This window comes from Shewanella sp. Iso12 (assembly GCF_012030025.1).
Taxonomy (GTDB): domain Bacteria; phylum Pseudomonadota; class Gammaproteobacteria; order Enterobacterales; family Shewanellaceae; genus Shewanella; species Shewanella algae.
In genome coordinates this window covers 675976-696611 of the sequence record NZ_JAAUHW010000001.1, presented here as the reverse complement: position 1 = coordinate 696611, position 20636 = coordinate 675976, and the positions used below count along the sequence as shown (strand labels likewise).

Annotated in this window: 15 protein-coding genes; 2 read left to right on the top strand and 13 right to left on the bottom strand. The window is 53.6% G+C overall.

The genetic code is table 11. The annotated features are described in order from the left end of the window. Window positions 1-99 precede the first annotated feature (99 nt). Window positions 100-1212 carry an energy transducer TonB gene (locus HCX89_RS03055; RefSeq protein ID WP_167715029.1) on the top strand — a complete coding sequence of 371 codons (1113 nt, stop codon included), beginning with the start codon at window positions 100-102 and terminating at the stop codon, window positions 1210-1212. A 71-nt stretch (window positions 1213-1283) separates the two neighbouring features. Here the strand turns inward: HCX89_RS03055 and HCX89_RS03050 are convergent, their stop codons facing one another. The 6 genes from HCX89_RS03050 to nadK form a co-directional block, all read right to left on the bottom strand. Next, the gene (locus tag HCX89_RS03050; RefSeq protein ID WP_167715027.1) at window positions 1284-1853 is read right to left on the bottom strand and encodes an LUD domain-containing protein; all 570 of its coding nucleotides are present in this window, start codon (window positions 1851-1853) and stop codon (window positions 1284-1286) included. A gap of 4 nt (window positions 1854-1857) precedes the next feature. Beyond that, the gene (locus tag HCX89_RS03045) at window positions 1858-3234 is read right to left on the bottom strand and encodes a lactate utilization protein B (protein WP_167715025.1); all 1377 of its coding nucleotides are present in this window, start codon (window positions 3232-3234) and stop codon (window positions 1858-1860) included. A gap of 10 nt (window positions 3235-3244) precedes the next feature. Then, on the bottom strand, window positions 3245-3988 hold the full coding sequence (locus tag HCX89_RS03040; protein ID WP_045282525.1) for a (Fe-S)-binding protein: 744 nt from the start codon (window positions 3986-3988) through the stop codon (window positions 3245-3247). Between the two features lie 312 nt (window positions 3989-4300). Continuing rightward, on the bottom strand, window positions 4301-7105 hold the full coding sequence (locus HCX89_RS03035) for an FAD-binding and (Fe-S)-binding domain-containing protein (RefSeq protein WP_167715023.1): 2805 nt from the start codon (window positions 7103-7105) through the stop codon (window positions 4301-4303). Between the two features lie 80 nt (window positions 7106-7185). Beyond that, a complete protein-coding gene (locus HCX89_RS03030) occupies window positions 7186-8832 on the bottom strand; it encodes an L-lactate permease (protein WP_044734016.1) in 1647 nt (548 codons plus the stop codon). Window positions 8833-9470: 638 nt separating this feature from the next. Continuing rightward, window positions 9471-10349: an NAD(+) kinase gene (gene nadK / locus HCX89_RS03025; RefSeq protein WP_167715021.1), complete on the bottom strand. Its 879-nt coding sequence runs from the start codon at window positions 10347-10349 to the stop codon at window positions 9471-9473. 94 nt (window positions 10350-10443) lie between these two features. Here nadK and grpE point away from each other — a divergent pair, with 94 nt between their 5' ends. Continuing rightward, window positions 10444-11061 (top strand): nucleotide exchange factor GrpE, encoded by a 618-nt coding sequence (gene grpE, locus HCX89_RS03020; RefSeq protein WP_025009423.1) that lies wholly within the window; start codon window positions 10444-10446, stop codon window positions 11059-11061. 159 nt (window positions 11062-11220) lie between these two features. Here grpE and HCX89_RS03015 read toward each other — a convergent pair whose 3' ends face one another. From HCX89_RS03015 to HCX89_RS02985, 7 genes are all read right to left on the bottom strand, one after another. Beyond that, window positions 11221-12939 carry a proline--tRNA ligase gene (locus HCX89_RS03015; protein ID WP_167715019.1) on the bottom strand — a complete coding sequence of 573 codons (1719 nt, stop codon included), beginning with the start codon at window positions 12937-12939 and terminating at the stop codon, window positions 11221-11223. Window positions 12940-13051: 112 nt separating this feature from the next. Next, window positions 13052-14257: a diguanylate cyclase gene (locus HCX89_RS03010; protein WP_167715017.1), complete on the bottom strand. Its 1206-nt coding sequence runs from the start codon at window positions 14255-14257 to the stop codon at window positions 13052-13054. Between the two features lie 58 nt (window positions 14258-14315). After that, window positions 14316-14969: an acyltransferase gene (locus tag HCX89_RS03005; RefSeq protein ID WP_167715015.1), complete on the bottom strand. Its 654-nt coding sequence runs from the start codon at window positions 14967-14969 to the stop codon at window positions 14316-14318. Beyond that, window positions 14966-15700: a tRNA (N6-threonylcarbamoyladenosine(37)-N6)-methyltransferase TrmO gene (gene tsaA, locus HCX89_RS03000; protein ID WP_025009419.1), complete on the bottom strand. Its 735-nt coding sequence runs from the start codon at window positions 15698-15700 to the stop codon at window positions 14966-14968. Before tsaA ends, HCX89_RS03005 begins: the two co-directional genes overlap by 4 nt. A 10-nt stretch (window positions 15701-15710) precedes the next feature. Then, a complete protein-coding gene (gene rcsF, locus HCX89_RS02995) occupies window positions 15711-16091 on the bottom strand; it encodes an Rcs stress response system protein RcsF (protein WP_025009418.1) in 381 nt (126 codons plus the stop codon). A 61-nt stretch (window positions 16092-16152) separates the two neighbouring features. Continuing rightward, on the bottom strand, window positions 16153-17430 hold the full coding sequence (locus HCX89_RS02990) for an amidohydrolase family protein (protein WP_167715160.1): 1278 nt from the start codon (window positions 17428-17430) through the stop codon (window positions 16153-16155). A 23-nt stretch (window positions 17431-17453) separates the two neighbouring features. After that, window positions 17454-20564 (bottom strand): amidohydrolase family protein, encoded by a 3111-nt coding sequence (locus HCX89_RS02985; protein ID WP_167715014.1) that lies wholly within the window; start codon window positions 20562-20564, stop codon window positions 17454-17456. Between the last annotated feature and the right edge of the window lie 72 nt (window positions 20565-20636).

Genomic DNA, 20636 nt, shown 5'->3' with positions numbered 1-20636 from the left:
ATTTGCTCGGCAGCAGGCCCGCCGAGTCAGTGACTTGAAGTTACCAAGCGCCGATTATCCATAAAAGTGCTAGATACTCAGTGTTAAGGAAGACGCGCCATGTTCAACTTCTCGCAATCTACTAAATCTATCCCTGTTTCAGTATCCAAACTGTCGCTGTTGCTCCTGCCTCTTATATTCGGTACTGCCCAAGCCGGGTTGGATGAAAGTTATCAGGCCTATCAACAAGCGTTGGAAAAGGGTGACAAGGCTCAGATAATTAGTGCTGCCGAGCAGGCCTATGCCGACGGAAAAGCCAAATTGGGTGCAACCGATAGGACGACTTTGGCGTTGTCGATGAATCTGGCCAAGGCGCTGCAACAGCCGCGTAATCTGATGTTGGATGAGCAGGGAATTGCCAATCAGCAAAGGAGCAAAGTCTTATATCAGCAAGCGTTGCAAAGCTATCAAGCGCTGTATGGCGAACAGGCCTTGGAAGTGCTCGACCCTCTGATGGGGCTTGCGCACAGCAGCAATCCCAAAGAGGCGGCTAAGCTTTACCAGCAGGCCATAGCCTTGGCTGATGGCAAAAATGACCGGCTGCTGTCCGCCGCAGTGCGTCTCGAAGCTTTTAACGATCTCGTTGTGACTGAGGTTTATGACCGCGAGGCTCGGGCCTATGCCCTCGATGCCCAGAAGATTTACCACGAACTTGCACCAAAGGATTCATTGCAGAGGGTCAATGCCGATACAGCTGTGGCCGCCATCTATCTGGCGGAGCAAAAGTACGCCAAGGCCGAACCTCTGTTGCTGGAAGTGATAGAGCAGCTCAATGTATTACCCTTTGATGCGCCTGTCGCGCTGTCGGCTCATGCCTATCTGGTCGAACTCTATTCCCGCAATGGAGAAGAAGACAAAGCGACTCAACACTGTCAGGCGATAGGCAATATGCGCCCCTGGAGTGTGGATCAGGAGCAGCGGCCCTTGTTTCGTGCCGTGCCCGGTTATCCAATTCAGTATGCCAGGATGAGCCGAGAAGGTTGGGTCAACGTGGAAGTGACTGTAAACGAACAGGGCTTTGTCAGCCATGTGGAAGTGCTGGATTCCAAGGGTGGCAAGCAGTTTGAAACTGAAACCGTCAAAGCCGTGTCAAAGTGGCGCTATGCACCCAAGTTTGTCGATGGTAAGCCCGTTAGTGCCAAGACATGGTCAAAGATTTCCTTCACGCTTTAAGGCTGCAGAGCGGATTGTAGCCCAATAAAAACGCCGGCAGTTGCCGGCGTTTTTGTCATCCTCATCCTGAGTTAGATAAGGAAGACATTCAGGCTACAGGCGCCGTGGGCACCAACCACCAGGGCCTGCTCAATGTCAGCCGTCTTGGATGGGCCGGCAATAAACACCCCAAATTCACCCGAGCCCAAGATTATCTTGTCGGCCGCTTCATGCATGTTGGCGACAATGGCATCGGCTTCCAGTACCAGAAACAGGTTCTCACAGATAAAGGGCGTGATCCTGTGGGACAGAGATTTCTGACTGACCCAGATGGCACCATTTTCGGCAACACCCACTTGACCCTTGATCACGGCATAATCGATATCACGCAGATCATGACTGTCAGCGGGCACTTCACGGTTACCTGTTACCCCTTCCACCTGAGAAATCACTTGCTTGCCTTCGGCAATCAAGGCATCGACCTGCTGCTGCAGCTCAGTAAAACCACCACGCTTATGCAGCTTGCCGGCAACGGTTCCCAGATTGGTTTCAAACTGACTAATCAGGTCATCCAGTCGGGGGGCCACATCTATGGTCGGCATATTGTGTCCTTCAAGTGCACAGGACTTGAGGGCATCCAAAATAAGAGATTTGCTGGACATCTGATTAGCTCCTGTTTTTCTTGAACCAGGCCTCGAAACTGGAGGCGGGTGCCTTGGGCAGTTCACGATATTTACCCCAGGCGCCGGAGAACGGCTTGAGCAGGCTGCCGGGCAGTATTCTCAAACCCAGTCTTGCCATACTCATGGAGCAGTTCAGCATAGTGGTGCTGGCCATAAACTTACCGACCAAAGGCATATAACTGCCTTTGCCATATGGCAGTTGACCCGACTCGGCCTTGAGGCGACGCTGACGGAAGATGATCTTGTCCAATGGCACCTTGGTGGGGCACACATAGGAGCAAGAGCCGCATAGGGTACAAGCCCAGGCGATGGAGTTGGTGTCATCGTGCTGGGCGCCTACGGCGATGCCAATCGGGCCCGGGATGGTGTAGTTGTAGCTGTAGCCACCACTGCGACGATATACAGGGCAGGTGTTCAGACAGCCACCGCAGCGAATACACTTGAGCGACTCGGCCAGGATCTTGTCCTTGAGCATCTCGGAGCGGCCGTTGTCCACTATGATGACATGCATCTCGCCACCGGCCTGTGGACCGCGGTAGAAGCTGGAGTAGGTGGTTACCGGTTGCCCCGTTGCGTTACGGGCCAGGGTGCGCAGATAAACCGAGGCACTTTCCACTGAAGGTACCAGCTTGTCTATCCCCATGGAGTGGAGTTGCAGCTTGGGCAGGTTACAGCCCATGTCGGCGTTGCCTTCGTTGGTGCAGACCACTACCGCACCTTTGTCGGCGATAGCCATGTTCACCCCTGTCATGGCGGCATCGGCACTGAGGAATTGCTCACGCAGATGGGCTCGGGCGGCACGGGTCAGGTAAGTTGGGTCGCTGGCGCCGGCTTCTGTGCCCAGTTTTTCATGGAACAACTCGCCCACTTCCTCTTTCTTGAGGTGAATGGCGGGAACCACAATATGTGAAGGTGGCTGCTTTTTCAGCTGAATGATACGTTCACCCAGGTCAGTGTCTATAACCTCTATGCCCTTGCTCTCGAGGAAGGGATTGAGGTGGCACTCTTCGGTGAGCATGGACTTGGACTTCACCAGTTTCTTCACCTGATGGCGGGCCAGAATCTCATGCACTATACGGTTATGCTCGGCGCCGTCTTTGGCCCAATGCACTTGAATGCCGTTCTGGATACAGTTGGCTTCGAACTCTTCCAGATACTTGGCCAGATTGGTTAGGGTATGCAGCTTGATAGCCGAACCCAGATCCCTCAGCTGTTCCCACTCGGGCAGGCTGCCGGCGGCGCGGTCGCGTTTTTCCCGCAACACCCACAGGGCTTTGGAATGCCAATCGACTCTGGACTCATCACGGCAGAAGATCTCTGCCTGGCTGGCGTGGGCGTTGGCCCCTTGTGTCTGTGACATGGCTATCTCCCTAAATGGCAGCGTTGAGGATCTGCGCCAGATGGCGGGTTTCAATCGGCAGCTTCTGGCGGCGGATCATGCCATCCAGATGCATCAGACAGGATGGGTCGAAACCGACGGCAAAGTCTGCTCCCGTAGCCGCATGGGCCTGAGCCTTGTCTTTACCCATCTTGGCCGACACCGCACCTTCATCCACCGCAAAGGTACCGCCGAAGCCACAGCATTCGTCGCGGCGATCCGGATAGGTGATCTCTATGCCGGGAATGCGTTCCAGCAGGGCTTCCATCTTGTTGTAACGTGGGCCCATATATTCGCTGGGGCTGGCGAGATCCAGCATACGGATACCGTGACAGCTCAACTGCAGGCTTACCTTGTGAGGGAAGGCCTTGGGGAAGCTCTCTACCGGGGCGACATCGTGCAGGAACTCGGTCAGTTCGTACAGCTTGGCGATAACGGCTGCGGCTTCCGGGCTGTCGTCAAACTCATGGAAGTTTTCCTTGGCTGCCACCAGGCAAGAGGCGGCAGGACAGACGATAGCGTCGCATTCGACTCCCTTGAAGGCGTTGAGCAGCTTCAAAGTGGTGTTGCGGGCTTCGTTAAAACAACCCGAGTTGGTCATGGGCTGACCACAACAGGTTTGGCCTTCAGGCAGGATCACCTGGTGCCCCAGTTTCTCCAGCAGTTCCAAGGTGGCGATGGCCACATCCGGCAGCATCTGGTTGACCAGACAGGGAATAAACAAGGCTATCTTCATTTGGTGTTTCCTAATTGGATGTTGCTTGCGTTAACCGACATCATCTATGTCCGGTGTGGCCAGATGCTTTCTGACTCTGTATTTGAACATCACCTGACATAGGGTAAATATGCTTGAATATAAGCCTATAACCACACAATAAATAGTGCTAATTCAGTAAATGAGCAAAATCTTTTTTGCAAAAATGAGAATATTGTAAATAGCTGATTATTATTGATTAAATATCTTGGTTTTTGTTTTGTAATCCGAACGGAAATCCATTATTTGACACAGATGAAAAAAGAGGGAGCTTAGTGCTCCCTCTCTCGGTTATCAGCGGCTGCATTCCTCCAGCAGATAGGCCAGGTGGCGGTATGAGATGCCACTGTGGTGGCTCAGGCCCACCTCACACATACGGTTGGCATAGTAGCCTTCCTTGAAGTCAGTGGGGATGAGTTTCTTGATGTTCCGCAGTGCCGAGGCGTTGATCTCAGGTTTGTAGAGACCTTTCTCACCGGCATAACCACAACAATCGACGCCGGCAGGGCGCAGTACCTTGTCGGAGCAGGCATCGGCAATGGCTTGCATTTTGGGTTCCAGCTTCATTTTGCGAGCAGAGCACCCCAGGTGCAGTGCCACATTGACCTTCTTGGTGAGGGTGAGTTTCGGCAATACCTTGTCGTGCAGGAATTCGACCAGATCCAGTAGTTCAACCTTGGGATTACCGGAAAGGGCACGGTAGGTACAGGAGAGGGCATCGACAACTACGGGCAGCTTGCCGCCTTCTGTCATGGCACTAAGTGTATCGATAAGCTCATCACGCTTCATGTCGGCATTTTTGAAATCCCCTTTGGATTCCCACATCTGGCCGCAGCACAGATTGCGGGTCTTGGCCGGCGTAATCACGTTATAGCCGGCACGCTCCAGTAAGGTCACTACCACTTCAGGTAGGGTGCGGTCATCGGGATCCAGCGGTGTTGGGCCGAAGGTGCGGCCGCCGCAAGCAGCGAAGTAGACCACGGTTTCCTGGTTGGCTTTGGGCGCCGAAGGCTTGGGCAGCTTACCGCCTTTGGGGAAGTCAGGGTTCCAGTAAGGCACTTCTTTGGAAATCGCCCGGCCCATGTTCATCAGCCCTGAGGTGATACCCGTGCCCGTGAGTTTGTGTATTGTGCCCAGGGCATCAAAGCCTGTGCTCAGCACCTGGTTGACGGCGCCCCAGTGCTTGGCCTGGAAGTCAAGAACCTTCTGCTCTGTGGTGGTTATGTAGGGAGCACGCAGCTTGCGGACCAGTTGGCCCATGCTGTTGTCTACCGGGCAGGCAATGGTACAGAGCTGACAGGCGGCGCAGGTATCCACCACATCATACTTGGCGGCGGCACGCATCTTCTCGGCCGCTTCCTTGTCGCCGCTCTGTTCCAGACGCTCGATTTCACGCAAGGTGGCTATCCGCTGTCTGGGTGACAGGTTCAGCGCCGAGGTGGGGCAGGTCTTTTCACAGAAACCGCACTCGATACACTTATCTACCAGGTCGTCCACTTCGGGACAGGGCTTGATATTCTTGATGTGTACCTGCTTGTCGTCGTTGAGGATCACCCCAGGGTTCAGCAGTCCTTCGGGATCGAAGATCTGCTTGATGTTTTTCATCAGGGTGTAGGCGTCACTACCCCATTCCATTTCCACAAAAGGTGCCACGGCGCGGCCTGTGCCGTGCTCGGCTTTCATCGAACCGTCGTACTTGTTGATCACCATATCGGCGACCGCTTCCATAAATTGATGGAACTGTTCGATATCGGCCTGGGAGCCGAATTTAGGGGTAATGATAAAGTGGAAGTTACCGGCCAGGGCGTGGCCGTAGATCACCCCTTCAGGATAGCCGTGCTTATGGAACAGCTCGGTCAGATCGTGAGCGGCACTGGCCAGGTTTTCAACTCGGAAGGCCACGTCTTCGATGATTACCGAAGTGCCCTTGGGACGCTCACCACCGATAATGGGGAATAGGCCGGAGCGCATGGCCCAATATTTACCGTAAACGGCCGGGTCACGGCTGAAGCTGATGGGGCGCTCGGTTTCAATATGCGCCAGCTTGGCGATAACGTCCTGGGTATAACGTTCCAGAGTCTCATCATCATTGGCGCGGGATTCTATCAGCAAAATCGCAGCGCCTTCCGGCAGTTCGGCCAGCCAATCCGGCATACCCTTTTTGCCTGTTACCGCCTTGATGGAGGCCCAGTCCAGCAGCTCGGCCGCAGCCACGCTTTCGCCCTGAATAGGGGGGATTGCCCGGGCTGCATCTTCCATATTGAAGAATACCGCCATGGCCGAGGCCTTGAATTTAGCTTCATCCACTGTGTGATAGGTGACTTCGTTAACAAACGCCAGGGTGCCTTCGGCGCCAACTATGATGTGGTTGATGATATCGAAGGGATCTTCAAAATCCACCAGGGCGTTGAGGCTGTAGCCTGTAGTGTTTTTAATGGCGAACTTTTTACGAATTCGCGCTGCCAGTGTCTCATTACCGCGAGCCATGGCACCCAAATCTGCCAGTGCCTTGAGCAGTTCGGGGTGTGACTGACGGAAGGCTTCTTTGGACTCTTCGCTGCCGGTATCCAGCTCTGTGCCATCGGCCAGCAGCAGTTTTACTGAGGAGATGGTTTGGTAGCTGTTTTGGGCCGTGCCGCAGCACATACCGGAAGCGTTGTTGGAGACGATACCACCTACCATGGCCGAAGCCAGAGTTGCCGGATCCGGGCCGATTTTCTTATTCAAAGGTTTGAGGGCGGCGTTGGCGTCGGCGCCAATAACAGCCGCACCCAGGGTGACCTTGTTGCTGTCTTTACTGATATCCAGAGTGCGGAAACCATCGAATCCCAGGATAAGCAAGATGCCTTCACCTATGGCCTGACCCGACAAACTGGTACCTGCGGCGCGGAAAGTTACCGGAGCGCCGTAGCTTCTGGCCACCGCCAGAGTACGTTTTACCTGCTCCAGCTCTTCGGCATGTACCACCACCTCGGGCACTATTCGGAAATAGCTGGCATCGGTTGACCAGGCAAAGCGGCGCACAGGATCATCACTGACGGCGGCTTCTCCCAACTGTTTACGCAGGTCGCGGATCACGGCTTCATAGTTGATAGACATAAGACATTTCTCTACACATTAAATTTGATAATAAAGGCAGCGCTAAAGGCGGCTGCCTTATCGAAGGATTATTATCGTTTTTAGAATCCGCCCCAGATCACCGCCAGGGTACCGGCCAGTAAAGCATAGCCAAGCGCCACGGGCATAGTCTTGCGGATGATTTCAGATTCGCGACCGGCCATACCGACCACAGTTGCCGCCGCGACCACGTTCATCACGCACATCATGTTACCGGCGTTGGCGCCAATACCTTGCAGTGCCAGGATCAGCGCGTGGTTGGCTCCTATATTATCGGCCACGCTGTATTGCAGGCCAGAGAACATCATGTTGGAGAAGGTAGCCGAACCCGACAGGAAGGCACCGAAAATACCGACTATAGGTGAAATCCAGGCCCAGACACTGCCGAGGCTTCCGGCCAGCATATCCGCCAGTGCTACCGGCATTGACTGCAGACCGGCACTGTTGGTGCCTGAGTTAAGGAAGATTTTCACCATGGGTACAGAGGCACCCAGAGAGATAATGGTTGGCACCATGGACTTGCAGGAAACCGTGACCGATTCTTTAATGGCCTTGGAGTTCATTCTGAACAGGAAGAAGCCCAGAATACACACGGCAACAAAGAAGGCGCCCGGTGCAAAGAAGGTGGCGAAGCTGGCTTTGAGCTCAGTGCCCAACAGGCCGGTCCAACTGATATTGAAACCGTTCAGCCAGGCTTTCAGTGGCTGTACCACACGTGAAAGCACCAAGAGAGCGGCCATGATCAGGTACGGAGTCCAGGCGGCCAACTGAGAGAAGCGCGCCTTGGTTTCCACTTTAGCTGTTTCTGCTTCCTTGTCGTTTTCGGCAAAGTCATTCCAAGGCGTTTTCGGCAGTAACCAGCCTTTGCGGGCAACCGGGATAACCAGTGCCATACCGACCAGGGCACCAATCACTGAAGGGAACTCTGGGCCGGCGAAGAAGTTGATCAACCAGGCAGGAATGGTAAAGGCCAAACCGGCGAACAGGGCAAATTTCCAGATGGCAAAGCCTTCCTTGAAGGACTTATTGCGACCAAAGAAGCCTGTCAGCACAGACACCATTACCAAGGGGATCAGCGTACCTGTTATCAGATCTATGGTGATCATATGCATGGCAATGAACTGGGCATAATCGCTGAAGTGGCCGCCATGTTCGGCAATTTGTGCTGCAGCCATGCTGGTACCGCCTTCGAGCAGACCCTGCTCCATACCAAAGAGTACCGGCAGACCGATAGCGCCGAAAGACACTGAAGTTGAGTCGGCAATCAGGGCTACCACGGCGGCCGCAACCGGTGGGATACCCAAGAGTACCAACAGAGGTGCACCGATAGCGGCAGGTGTACCAAAACCGGCTGAGCCTTCAATAAAGGAGCCGAACAGCCAACAGATGATGATCACCTGGACCCTGGCATCTGCGCTGATATTGGTAAAACCGGCACGAATGGTATCCATGGCGCCTGAATATTTCAGGGTGTTGAGCAGGAAGACCGCACCGAAGATGATGGTCAAAGGAGTAATCGCCGACAGCAGGCCTTCAACCACGGAGGCGGCCAGTAGGGTAGTGTCCATCTGCCAGATAAAAACGGCGGCCAGGGCGGTGATCACCATGGAGATTGGCATAGCTCTGGATGCGGGCATCCGGAGCAACACCAGGAACAGCATGACGCTGATCACGGGTGTCAGGCTTGCGAGTAACTGTAGAAATGTCATGGTTGCCTCATCATTTCATATGTTGCTTGTGCTTATTGTGGTGTTGAGAAAGTGCTATCGCCTTTCCCTTTTGTTGTTGTGCGTGCTTATCATGGTTAATTTACCCGGAACCAAAATGATCTGGATCATCTTGCCTTTCGTATGTGGCTTAAGTTTTTGGTTATGGGAGCAGTATCTCCGCCACAAAATAGCTAAATGTGATCAAGGTCACCTTTGATAGGGCTCTTATATAACTTTGGGGAATAGAAATCTTGGAAATGACCCAAAACCCTTGGAATTATGGCTTTGTTTTGCTCAAAACGGTAATAAAGTGATCCTGTTATTTCATTTATGATGGAAACGCAGGCTTATATCGTAAAATTTGAATGTGATTCATGTCACACTAATTGAGTGTTTGGTGAAGTTGGATTTTATGTGGTGTTGCTTATATTGTTAATAATCAACGGGTTGTGATTGTTCTGACTTTTGTTTATGAGTGATGCAGATCACTGTTTTATAGAGCGCAGTAAATTGTGATCTTTGTCACGTGAATGATGTTTTACATTTTTTGAAAATAAATAACAAAAAAGCACCTTTATTCTCAGGTGCTTTAACTAAGTTGGATTGAGTGGCAAGCTGACATCGCCCAAGCGCCGGTTTCAAAAGAGTTTACTGCCCCAGCCCAACTTGTTGCGCAAGACGTGAAAGTAGTTGTGCCCCTTTGGGTGGATGAGTTTGAGCCGCTCCTTGCTGCGCTTCAGGATAATTTCATCGCCCGGCATTACAGATAAGGTGACATGGCCGTCACAGCTCACTTCCAGGTTTTCGCCGTTTTCCGGTGACACCACCAGTTTGATGGTGCTGGAAGCGTCGACCACTATAGGGCGGCAGGAGAGGGTATGGGGAAACATGGGCACCAGGATCAGCGCCTCGAGATTGGGGGTCAATATTGCGCCGCCGGCCGACAGCGAATAGGCGGTTGAGCCGGTCGGTGTAGACACTATCATGCCATCGGCTCGTTGGCTGTACATGAACTGGTTGTCGATATAGACCTCAAACTCGATCATATGGGCTATCTTGCCCGGATGCAGGACGGCCTCATTGACGGCGGTATTGCTGGCTTTGACTTCACCGTGGCGATAAACCTCGGCTTCCAGCAGGAACCTGTGTTCTGTGGCATATTCACCATCCAGCACCTTGGCCAGAGATTCTTCAAAGGCATCCGGCGGCAGATCGGTTAAAAACCCCAGATTGCCGCGGTTGACACCGATAACGCCGAGATCGAAGCGTGCCAGAACCCGGGCCGCGCCCAGCATATTGCCATCCCCCCCGACGACTATCGCCAGATCACAGTGTTCGCCGATATCCAGTAGGTCTACCGCGCACACATCTTTCCCGAGTTCGGCCGCGACTCTCTCTTCCACCAGCACATCATAGCCCTGCATTTTCAGCCAATGATGCAGGCGCTTGAGGGTCAGGTTGGTCCCCTGATGGTGGGGTTTTCCTATCAGGCCTATAGTATGAAACTCAGTGGACATAGATTTTGGGAACTCTGGGGGTTGAAACGGTCAATTTGATCCCCATAATATGCCCAGAGTATGCAGAAACAAAGCATTTTTAGCTGGAGTAGAAATGAACAAAGAGTCATTTAAAGCAGAGCAGGAACAGGTCGAAGAAGTGGTTGACCAGGTTGAAACCACCGAGGGCATAGCTGAGGAAGGCGGCATTATCGACGAGCTGACTCAGGCGAACTTCCGTATTGAGGAGCTGGAGCAGGCTTTATCTGACGCACAGGCGACAGTTGAGGAGCAGAAAGATTCTGTCATCCGTGCCGCAGCTGAAGTTGACAACATCCGTCGCCGGGCGGCGCAGGATGTGGAGAAGGCGCATAAGTTTGCCCTGGAAAAGTTCAGCAATGAGCTGCTGCCTGTGATCGATAACATGGAGCGTGCGCTGGTGGGTGCCGATAAGGCCGATGAAGCCACCAAGCCTTTGTTTGAAGGGGTTGAGCTGACACTGAAAAGCTTCCTGTCCGCGGTGGAGAAGTTCGGGGTCAAGCAGATAGATCCTATGGGTGAAGCCTTTAACCCTGAGCAGCATCAAGCCATTGGCATGCAGCCAAGCGCCGAGTTCCCGGCCAATACTGTGATGCTGGTTATGCAAAAGGGCTATCAGCTCAATGAGCGTCTGCTGCGTCCTGCCATGGTAATGGTGTCCAAGGGCGGTGAAGGTGTCGATACCCAAGCCTGATAGCGCACTAAAACGCCCATAGCGGCGAGACTAAAAAACCGCAGACTTATCTGCGGTTTTTTATTTACAAGCAGGTTTCCAGCCATGAAAAAGCCGAGCTAAGCTCGGCTTTCTTGTTCCTGAGTTTTCTGGAGCCTGGGGGCTCTTGAATTCAGGAGCTTACTTCTGGTCAGCGGCCTTCTTGATAAAGTCCACTATCTCCGCCATAGGCACTTCCTGCTTTTCTCCGGTGCGGCGGTTTTTATATTCATAAACACCAGCATCCAGGTTGCGGTCGCCAATCACTATGGTGTGAGGCAGACCCAGGAGCTCCATATCGGCAAACATCACGCCAGGGCGCTCTTTACGGTCGTCAAACAGCACTTCGATACCCGCATCGGTCAGCTCTTTGTAAAGCTGCTCGGCAGTATCAGTCACTCTATGTGACTTGTGCATGTTCATCGGCAGAATACCCACTGTGAATGGGGCAATCGCTTCCGGCCAAATGATACCGCGGTCATCGTGATTCTGCTCGATAGCGGCGGCAACGATGCGGCTGACGCCGACACCATAACAGCCCATCAGCAGGACCTGAGACTTGCCATTCTCGTCCAGCACAGTGGCGTTCATGGCGGCAGAGTAGTTGGTGCCCAGCTGGAAGATATGGCCAACTTCAATACCGCGGGCGAAGGCGTAAGTGCCTTTGCCATCAGGGGTGGTTTCGCCTTCCACTACGTTACGGATATCGGCGGTGCTGGCCAGCGGCAGATCCCGTTCCCAGTTGATACCGAAATAATGTTTGTCGTCTAGGTTGGCGCCGGCGGCAAAGTCGCTCATCACGGCAACACTGTGATCTATGACCACAGGAATAGTCAGACCGACTGGACCGAGAGAGCCAGGGCCGGCTCCCAGCGCGTCACGAATTTCCGCTTCAGAGGCAAATTCCAGCGGCGCGGCAACCAGTTCCAGTTTGTCGGCTTTGACTTCGTTCAGCTCATGGTCGCCACGGACAATCAGGGCTACCAGCGGGGCCTCTTCGGTGGCGCCTTTGACTATCAGTGTCTTAACCGTCTTGGTGATATCCAGGCCAAACTGCTCAACCAGTTCGTCTATGGTCTTGGCATTGGGTGTGTCTACCAAGGTCATTTCCTGAGTGGGCGCGGCGCGCTCTGTGGTTGGCAGCGGCGCTTCGGCTTTCTCGATATTGGCGGCATAGTCGCTGCCATTGGAGTAGGCAATCAGATCTTCACCGCTGTTGGCCAGAACATGGAACTCGTGTGACATGCTGCCACCGATAGAGCCGGTATCTGCCAGTACAGGGCGGAAGGCCAGGCCCATGCGCGACAAGATGTTGCTGTAAGCCGTGTACATGGCCTGATAGGTATCATCCATGGTTTGCTGATCCAGATGGAAAGAGTAGGCATCTTTCATCAGGAACTCACGTGAGCGCATGACACCGAAGCGTGGGCGGACTTCATCACGGAATTTGGTCTGGATTTGATACAGGGTCAGCGGCAGTTGCTTGTAGGAGCTGACTTCTTTGCGCACCAGATCGGTAATCACTTCTTCATGGGTCGGGCCCAGAACGAAGTCACGATTGTGACGGTCTACAAAGCGCAGCAGTTCCGGGCCAAACTTGTCCCAGCGACCTGTTTCCACCCAGAGATCCCCCGGCTGTACCATGGGCATCAGAATTTCGATGGCACCGGCCTTGTTCATCTCTTCACGCACAATGGCTTCGACCTTGCGCAGTACGCGCAGGCCGGACGGCAGCCAGCTATAGAGGCCTGAGGCGTTGCGACGTATCATACCGGCGCGCAGCATAAGCTGATGACTGACTATCTCTGCATTGGCAGGGTTTTCTTTCTGTGTTGATAACAGGTATTGACTGACTCGCATTACCTTGGGTCCGAAATGAATTGAATGGCCGCCATTTTATCACTTGCTTTGATGATGTCACGCGGCCAGGGCGGATAAATTCCCCTTTCCTTGCTCGAATTTAGCCTGTCGGCTACTGATTGGCGCCGGCGCTGCAATTGCCGCCGCGGTTTTGGGCGCTGAGCAGGGCTTCTTCAGCCTGAAATACCAGGGTGTCCCAACCGAGTTGCCTGGCCGGTTGGATGTTGGCCACACCGATAGAGACTGTCAGTCGCGGGCTTTGGGCCTTGGCTCTCAGATTGGCCGCCAGCACAAATTGATTGAGGCTCTGGGCAATGCGGATACAGGCTTCCGGATCCCGGTCTGGCAGTAACAGTGCCAACTGAGATTGTTGCAATCGCGCCAGAAAATGTTCACCGCTAACTTTAAAGTCCAGCAGCCTTTGGGCCAAATGCAACAGGGTTTCGCTGGCAATGGCCTGATCGCTCTGAATGAGCAACAGGCCTATCCTGTGCTGTTTCACTACCGCTTTGTGCCAGGCCTGCTTCAACAGTTGGTTGAAGCTGCGGCGGTTATAGAGCCCTGTGAGTTCGTCCTGTTGTTGCTCGCTGGTCAAGGCACTCATTTGGGCCTCAAGAGACAACAGCGCATGGTTTATCTTGAGTGTTTCCCGATTCACGGCATTTGGGGAGTTGCCACCGAAGTTTTGTTCCGCCAATTCGCTGAGCTTGTGGCTGGTCTGCAACAAGGGTTTGAGCAGGTGGCGGCCAAGTACAGCCCAGGCCACAGTTTGACTCAGAACTATCAGCGCCAGTGACCCGAGGACCAGCCATAGCAAGGTTTGCATCAGCGATTTGCTGTTCTTTTGTGCCTGGGCATCCAGGTGGGTCAGCCCTATGCCGGACAGGCGCAGAGAAAGATTATCTATGGCACTTATCATGCCGGTCATATGTGGTGCTCTCAAAGGCTGACCACTCATCACTGACAGCTGTTGTCCAAGAGCCAGGGCCTCGTCATATTCTTTGGCCGCCAGGGTAAACTGACTCAGGGTGGTTATAATCTGTTGTTGTCTCTGCCTGGTTTCGTCGAGGATCGCCTCCCGCTCGTTGGAGGGATAGGTAGGCCAGTTGTTTTTGAGTTTCAGCAGTGCCAGATGCTGCATCTGGTTGGCTTTGATGGTTTGCAGCAGCAGTTTCTGGTCCTGGAGCTCGGCGATATGGGCCTTGCCTGTACGCTCCATCACCCAGAGGCTGGCTCCGCCAAAAAACACTATCAGCCCGGCAAGCAGAAAAAAACTCAGCAGTAACCGGCTGCGGATCCCCGGCAAGCTAAGTGACATGCTTCTTGGTGTTTGTGTGTTTTGGCGGGTTTGGCAATCCATGGCGCTCAACTTCCTCTTATTGTTTTTTTTCACTGCCCGTCAGTGGCTTATCGCGTCTATCTCCCACTACTCTAGCAGGATTTCCCGCCATTATGGCAAACGCGGGTACCGACTTTGTGACAATGGCGCCCATGGCAATGACGGCGCAGTCGCCTATGGTAACACCATCGACGATACCGGCCTGGGCGCCAATCCAGACATCCTCGCCAATCACAATCCCCTTGGATTGGCTGCTCTGACGATAGATGGGCATATCCGGCGCCATACCATGATTGAAGGCGTAGATGGTGACATTGTTGGCAATGCGGGTCTTGTCACCTATCACTATGCCGCGACTGCCGCCATCCAGCGAGCAGCCGTGGTTGATACTGACCTCCCGGCCTATCTGTATCGGCCCATGCAGAAAGCAGTTGGCGGCTATCATGCACTCATCGCCCAGGGTTATCGGCCTGCCGGGTTCGGCAAACAGCTCTGCCTCGGGGGCGATAAAGCAGTTTTGCCCTATGCTGATGGTTTCAAGGACTTGGAGCCTGGCCTGAATCGCTTGTTGCCAGGGAAGGGCCCACTCGAGATGCTTGGGTTTGAGGCGATACCAGAGCCAGGGCATCCAGGAGAGGCGCCTCTTGTGTTGCGCCTGATAGTCATCAGCTGAGGGGGTAAAATCACTCATGCTCCGGCGCCGGACGCTTTGGCACAAAAGGGCTGTATGGTTTCGACCTCAATGCCTTGTTCTTGGGCATGCCAGAAGATATCCAGATCATACAGAGCTACTTGATAGCGTTTGGGGTCCGGCTTGCCTTTCTTGTAGGCGGGTCTCGGATCCTGGGCCAGCACCGCCTGGATAAGCTTATCCAGCCCGGGATAGCGTTTCTCGAGTCGGATCAGTTGTTCTACTGCGAGATGGCTGAAGCTGACCTCAACCTGCTCGGGAGCTTGCTGCGCTATGCCGCCTATCGCCTCGGGTATCGCATCCGAGAAGGGGATGTAGGGCTTGATGTCGATTATCGGAGTGCCATCGAGTAGATCCATGCCGGAGATCTCCAGGACCACCTTGCCTTTGCCTTGGTGGATCTGATGCAGCTTCACCACAGATTGGCCAATGCCATTGGGCCTGAAGGTGGAGCGGGTGGCAAACACCCCGAGCTTTTCATTGCCGCCGAGCCGGGGAGGGCGCACCGTGGTTTTCCAGCCCTGGGCCAGATTTTCATGAAAGCAGAACAGTAACCAGAGGTGGGAATACTGCTCCAGCCCACGCACCGCATCAATATGATTGTAGGGCGCTGTCAGTTCGACAAAACCGCGAACAAAATCCACCAAGCCCGGCTGACGAGGAATACCAAACTTCTGTTTATATGGTGTCCGGCAATAGGCAACCGCTTCTATCTGAGTCGAAAACCCCATAACGTCAGGCTTACTCCTTCGGCGTTGCCAGGCGAATAGCCTGGCCGACACACATGGCGCTGGTGTAGCAACCGGCTGCGGCTTCCTGGGTTTCGACACAGTTTTTAATGATAAGACCATTGGCCTTCATATCTGCGGCCGCCCGGCGCGCCTCAGTGCGGGCATCGGCCATAGTGGCCGGTACACCATCGAGCTCAGACTGACAGGCATTGCCTTCAACCAATCCCAGCACTTCATATTGGCCTGTTGGCCGGCTGCCATCGAACAGCTGTACTTCCGAGGGTTTGAAATACTCCTGGATAGCCTGGCTGTCCAGGTTGGAATTGAAGCTGTATTCCCCGGCGCAGCCGCCAAGCAGCAGTACCAGAGTGGAGAGAAAAATCGGTTTCATGGCCCGGCCTTATAGTTATTCGTCCATGCTCCCGGCCATCCCGGGAGCTGTATGGGAAATTCTATCGCTTCAAATACTTTTGATAAAGCTGCCGATGACGATTGTTGAGATCCACCTGTCTGCCGTCAATAAACATCAGCTCTATCCGGCTGCTCATGGGGTCGAGAATATCGCCGCTGCTGACCACAATATTGGCCTGAAACCCGGGCGCTACCGCCCCCAGGTTGTCTACCCCCAGTATCTTGGCGGCATCTTGTGTAATGGCCTTGAGCGCCTGCTCTTTACTGAGCCCCCAAGCCACGGTTTGGCCCGCGGCCAGCGGCAGGTTACGGCTGTCCCAATCGGAGCTGAAGCCGAGGGCGAAGGGAATACCGGCGCGCTTGAGCAATGCCGGTACTCTAAATGCCTGACCTATGGGCTCATCTTCTCGTAGCGGCAAGTCAAGAGTATGGGTATAGATGACACTTGCCTCTATTTCATTGAGCGCTGCACCCAGGCGCCAGGCATCATAGCCACCGACCAGGGTTAACTTGAATCCATACTGACGGGCCAGGGCAATGGCAGCCTCTATCTGCCGCTGCCTGTCGGCATGGACAAACAGCCGCGCCTCCTGGCGATACAGAGGCAAGAGCGCTTGCCAGCGGCTGTCTTCAAGCGCGCCTTCACTGCCTTGCTGACTCAAGGCGTAGCGTTTACCCGCTTCAAAGTGTTTGTGTATCTGTGACAGGGTGTCCTGATAGGCCTTTTGTGCCTGCTTATCAGCCTCGCTGGTACCTTGTTTTTGCGGCGCAGTTGGCCAATAGAGGTGGAACTGTGGTTTGGATGGGACCTGGGCATCTTCTATGGTCCAGGCATCCAGTGAGACCAGTGCCGATTGCCCGGCAATGCCTGTGCCTCTCGGCACTATTTGCGCGTGGGTGATACCGTTGGCCCGCACACTGGGCAACAATTCCGAATCCGGGTTGAAGGCGCTGGCGGCTTCAAGCTGCGGATTGGCACTGCCCACATCGCGGCTGTCGACTGTTGGCCTGGCCATGGCTATCTCTACCAAACCCAGGGTGGTATCCAGTGCGATGAGGCCGGGATAAAGGTGTTTGCCACTGAGATCAAATTCCCGGGCATTTTCAGCCGTTAATCCTGGGCCTACGGCGCTGATAACGCCTTGCTCGAGCAGCACATCGGTATTTTCGAGTGTGCCTTGGCTGACGGTGTGAACCGTGGCGTTTTTCAATAATATGGCTTGCTGCTGGCGCTCGGCCGGGATCAGGTTATGGGCCTTTGCCGGTGCGAACATCAATAGCGAACCACCCAGCAGCAGATATACCAGTATAGATGCCATGCGTGGCAATAGAGGAAACTTGGTCACAGGCGGCTCTCCTTATTCTGGTCCCAGGCGTTGAATTGGGTATCGCATTGCCACAACGGCTCTATGATTTCTGACGTCGTTTCGCCTTGAAGACGCGCCGGGTCACTGCCAAGAATTTTCTGGATCAGCGCCTGGCGCTCGCCGGCAATAGCCTGGGTCATTTGCTTATCCTCAGCGCGGTCGAAGTAGCGTTTGCCGCCAATCCACACTGCCTGGCTCTTGGCATAAACCGATAGAGGGTTGGCATCCCAGAGCACCAAATCTGCCTGCTTCCCCTCTTCAACCGAACCTGTTATGGCGTCTATTCCGAGCTGTTTGGCGGGGTTGATGGTTACCATCTTCCAGGCATCTTCCTGGGACATGTCGCAGTATTTCACCGACTTGGCGGCTTCCTGATTCAGGCGCCGCTGCATCTCAAAGTCATCTGAGTTAATCGAGGTGAGCACGCCGGCATTCATCATCAAACAGGCGTTTTGCGGAATGGCATCATAGACCTCAAATTTATAGGCCCACCAGTCGGCAAAGGTGGAAGCGCCGGCACCATGAGCCGCCAACTCGGGGGCCAGCTTGTAGCCTTCCAGTACATGGGTGAAGGCGGTGACCTTGAAATCGTAGGCCTCGGCGAGGCGCAAGAACATCAGGATTTCAGACTGGACATAAGAGTGAATATGCACATCGCGCTCGCCATTCAGCACTTGGGCAATCGCCTGTAAACGATAATCGGGGCGAGGGGAGAGCTGCTTACGTTTCTCCCGTGAGCGTAGCTCGGCATATTGGGCCTGGGCGTCTTTATAGTCTCTGGCGGCATTGAAAGCATCGCTCATCAGGGCCTTCACCCCCATGCGGCTTTGCGGGAATCTACGGGTATAACGCTCGCCCCAATTGCTCTGTTTGACGTTTTCCCCCAAAGCAAACTTAATCCCCTGATGGGCCTGGGTGAACTTGAGTCCCTCGGCCGACTCTCCCCAGCGCAGTTGAATAACCTGCGACTGGCCACCTATAGGGTTGGCACTGCCATGCAGCAGATTGGCGGTGGTGACGCCACCGGCCAAGGAGCGATAGATGGCAATATCATCCGGGTTAAGCACATCGGCTATTTGTACTTCTGAGGTGATGGCATCGGACATCTCATTGAGGCCGCCGTTGACGGCAATGTGGGAATGCTCATCTATGATCCCGGCAGTCAGGTGCATGCCAGCTCCCTCTATGACCTGATAACCTGCCGGAGTGCTGAGATCTGTGCCAATCTTTTCAATCTTACCATTGGCCATAAGCAGGTCGCTGTTGCCAATAATGCCGGCCTCGCTTGAAGTCCAGAGGGTGACATTGCGGATATGCAGTTTTTCCGTACCTGGCAGCTCACTGCGGCCATAGGCTTGCAGTGGGCTCGTCAAACGACTGAGATACTCGGGTTCAGTCTTTGGCCCGGTCTTTGACACAGTTTTGGGGCTTGTTGCCTGAGTATTTGTCCGCGTATCCTCTTCTGTCTCTTGCATTAAAAGCGCTTGCGGTAATCTTGAGCCGGCCAGTTGAGTCACGGTGCCATCGGCACTCAAGAGTCTTCCTCTCAATCCTTCATCATCTTGCCATAGAGTCAATCTACTGATGCCATTTATGCCGGCACCCTGCAAATTGACGCTGAAACTCAGGCGTTTGCTGTCGGCTTTCAGGTGAGCAAGCGCTATCTGTTGATCGCCACTGCTGAGGTTGCCCCTGAGTTTTCGGGGCGTTTGCTGGGTCAGTTGCAGCTCAAGATCCAATTCCAGTTCAGCCAAATGCAGGCGATAACTGCCTTGCCACTGGAATCCCGGAGCCAGCTGTTTTTGCTCTTCACCCTGCAGCCAAACGCTGACTATTTCGCCATCCTGAAACAGATTGCCTTTGGCTATCACCAGATCGGCCATATAGCCGGGCGCCAGTTTACCGACCAAATTATCTATGCCGACAGCCGCAGCGGCTTCTGTGGTCAGCGCTGCCAATGCGGTTTCTTCGTCGAGACCGGCTTGCAGCGCCATTCTTAACCTGGGCCAAAAGGCTTTACCGTCTATGCCGTATTGGGTGAAGGAGAAGGGGATATTGTTGGCGGCCATCACAGCAGGATTGCTCGGTGCCCGCTCCCAGTGTCTCAAGGTTCTGAGTGGTACTTCCCTGGCATTGTCTTCATCACTGACCTGAGGGGCTGCTGGGAAGTTCAACGGCAATATCAACACGGGTCGATATTCCTGCAGTTCTCTCACTCTTGCATACTCCTGGCCATTTCCCAGTAAGATTGGCTGGATATCTTCTTGGCTCAAGAGTTTGGCTGCACGCAACTGGTTATTGAGGTTTCGGGTGTCAAATATCGCACCACGAGTTTTTATATCGTGCAAGCGCTCCAGGGCGATATTAAATTCCGGTGACAATAAATCCGCGCGGCCGGCTGCTTTCATTTTATTCTGGTTATACCAGTTGGCATCACTGAGAGTCTGTCTTATTAACGCTATGCTTCCCATCAGGGAGTTGGGGTAGTTCTGTGGTGAATTGCCTTTATCAAAAGCCATAAAATGTCGACTTTGGGGATTATATATCAGTTGATTGCTATTCTTGTCCGCCAAAGACAGTGAAACACCAATTCCCCTGAATATTCCGTTAAGATGAGCACTCTGAACGCTGGTAAAGCCATTGCTTATCCAATTTGACGCGGCTTCTTTATCTGCCAATACATAGGAAAACCATTCTTTCTCTGCGTGAATAGCCCCATTTGCAGCCACAGCCCCTTTGGGGTTTATCCGATAGACAGGGCCTTCAATAGTTGCCGGCGATTCTGAATACTCCAAGCCATATTCGGCAAAGGGATCGATAAACCCCGGATAGATGGTGTAACCATTGAGATCTATCTTATAAGCATTTTGTGGAATTTCATTATTGGAAATAACTTGCTTTATCCGGTTATTTTCAATAAGCAGGGTAGCGTTATCCAATTGCTTACCCGGGGAGAGCATGAGTTTGGCGTGGGTTAAGGCGGTCAATCTCGGAGTATTGTCTGTCAGTTGCGTTTCATCGGCGTAGGCGCTGCAGGCCACAAGGCTGATAAACAGCAGTTTTGCGGCGGGGAAAGAGGGTTTCATCTGTTGTGGCTACCTTGTCATTATTCTTTTGGGGAAAAGTCACAGCTATCAGTAAAAAGATATGAACATCAG

Excerpts from the sequence above, each read along its gene's own strand:
- HCX89_RS03035 (WP_167715023.1), bottom strand. The coding sequence starts at position 7,105 with ATGTCTATCAACTATGAAGCCGTGATCCGCGACCTGCGTAAACAGTTG.
- HCX89_RS03050 (WP_167715027.1), bottom strand. The coding sequence starts at position 1,853 with ATGTCCAGCAAATCTCTTATTTTGGATGCCCTCAAGTCCTGTGCACTT.
- nadK (WP_167715021.1), bottom strand. The coding sequence starts at position 10,349 with ATGTCCACTGAGTTTCATACTATAGGCCTGATAGGAAAACCCCACCAT.
- HCX89_RS02985 (WP_167715014.1), bottom strand. The coding sequence starts at position 20,564 with ATGAAACCCTCTTTCCCCGCCGCAAAACTGCTGTTTATCAGCCTTGTG.
- HCX89_RS03005 (WP_167715015.1), bottom strand. The coding sequence starts at position 14,969 with ATGAGTGATTTTACCCCCTCAGCTGATGACTATCAGGCGCAACACAAG.
- HCX89_RS03045 (WP_167715025.1), bottom strand. The coding sequence starts at position 3,234 with ATGTCACAGACACAAGGGGCCAACGCCCACGCCAGCCAGGCAGAGATC.
- tsaA (WP_025009419.1), bottom strand. The coding sequence starts at position 15,700 with ATGGGGTTTTCGACTCAGATAGAAGCGGTTGCCTATTGCCGGACACCA.
- HCX89_RS03040 (WP_045282525.1), bottom strand. The coding sequence starts at position 3,988 with ATGAAGATAGCCTTGTTTATTCCCTGTCTGGTCAACCAGATGCTGCCG.
- grpE (WP_025009423.1), top strand. The coding sequence starts at position 10,444 with ATGAACAAAGAGTCATTTAAAGCAGAGCAGGAACAGGTCGAAGAAGTG.
- rcsF (WP_025009418.1), bottom strand. The coding sequence starts at position 16,091 with ATGAAACCGATTTTTCTCTCCACTCTGGTACTGCTGCTTGGCGGCTGC.
- HCX89_RS03010 (WP_167715017.1), bottom strand. The coding sequence starts at position 14,257 with ATGTCACTTAGCTTGCCGGGGATCCGCAGCCGGTTACTGCTGAGTTTT.
- HCX89_RS03015 (WP_167715019.1), bottom strand. The coding sequence starts at position 12,939 with ATGCGAGTCAGTCAATACCTGTTATCAACACAGAAAGAAAACCCTGCC.
- HCX89_RS03055 (WP_167715029.1), top strand. The coding sequence starts at position 100 with ATGTTCAACTTCTCGCAATCTACTAAATCTATCCCTGTTTCAGTATCC.
- HCX89_RS02990 (WP_167715160.1), bottom strand. The coding sequence starts at position 17,430 with ATGGCATCTATACTGGTATATCTGCTGCTGGGTGGTTCGCTATTGATG.
- HCX89_RS03030 (WP_044734016.1), bottom strand. The coding sequence starts at position 8,832 with ATGACATTTCTACAGTTACTCGCAAGCCTGACACCCGTGATCAGCGTC.